Here is a 1207-nt window from a genome sequence, read left to right as displayed (position 1 = left end):
GTAGAAGCGCTGCGCTTCGCGATTGACGACGACGCCGAGCGAGACACAGTCGATCCGCGTGCAGATGCCGCCGTCGTACAGCGGCGCGCGCGCGTCGATCGCCACCATGTGCGCCTGCGTCGGATCGCCAATCGAATCGGCGCCGGCCTCCATCATGGATTTGAGCAGCACGCCTTGGTTGAATCGCGTGCCGCGGATCAGGAAGTTGTCGGAGGGCCACTCGCCGCGCCCGTTCCGGCCCCAGGCCTCGCGCAGCCAATCGCGGTTGGATTCGAAGCCACCGGCAGCCAGCACACAGCTTCTGGCCTCGATGCGCTCGCCGCTGGCAGTGCAGGCGGCGACGAAGCGATCTCCGTCGAGTTCGACCGACACCACCGGCGTGTCATAGCGGATCTGCACGCCCAGTTTCTCGGCACTGCGAAAGTAGGCGTTGACCAGCGCCTTGCCACCGCCCATGAAGAATGCGTTGGTGCGTGCCACGTGCAGGGCTCCCGACAGCGGCGGCTGGAAGTGCACGCCGTGCTTGCGCATCCAATCGCGGCAGTTCGACGAAGCGCGGATTGTCAGGCGCGCAAGTGCTTCGTTGGTGATGCCGCCGGTCACCTTCAGCAGGTCTTGCCAATACTCCTCTTCGGGGTAGGCATCGACCAGCACGTCCTGCGGCGCGTCGTGCATGCAGCGCAGATTGCGCGTGTGCTGCGAATTGCCACCGCGCCATTCGCGTGGCGCGGCCTCAACCAGCATCACCGACGCGCCGGCCTCGCGTGCCATCAGTGCAGCACACAACGCAGCATTCCCGCCGCCGATCACCAGCACGTCGAGCATCTGATCGTCTCCTCTTCGCATGGAGACGCACTGTAGGGACGCTCGCGTCGGGACGGTAGACGGCTCCAGGGCAAGTGGTGTTCAGGGTTCGTGAAGGGTCGCGCCAGGCCAGCGCTGCTGCGCGACCAGCCCGGCGGCCACCCTGCGAAGCACCACGCGCGCTGCCAGCGCGGCCGGCGACAGCTCGTCGTCGGAGAGGCTGGCCAACAGGTTGCGCCGCCGCGCGCTGCGCTCCGCCAGTTCGATGCGCGCCATTTCGTCGGCCGGCAGGCGCACCGTCGCGGCGCCGGGCTGGATGGTCGCCGCCAGTCCGGCCCGCACCGCGTCCATCAGCACCGCCAGGCCGTCGATCTCGAGCACGACGTGGGGCACACAACGCTCG

At 67.9% G+C, this 1207-nt stretch carries 2 protein-coding genes; both read right to left on the bottom strand.

Annotation, left to right across the window (positions count from 1 at the left end):
* Positions 1-825, bottom strand: an 825-nt coding sequence (gene tcuA, locus AC1D15_RS33145; protein WP_477829410.1) for an FAD-dependent tricarballylate dehydrogenase TcuA, incomplete at its 3' end; no start/stop codon positions are given.
* Positions 826-906: 81 nt separating this feature from the next.
* On the bottom strand, positions 907-1207 hold a 301-nt coding region (locus AC1D15_RS33140; protein ID WP_477829409.1), incomplete at its 5' end, for a type 2 periplasmic-binding domain-containing protein.

It is taken from the genome of Rhizobacter sp. P2_H2 (assembly GCF_056403375.1).
Note: the sequence above shows the minus strand (reverse complement) of the source record. Positions and strands in the feature narration are given on the sequence as shown.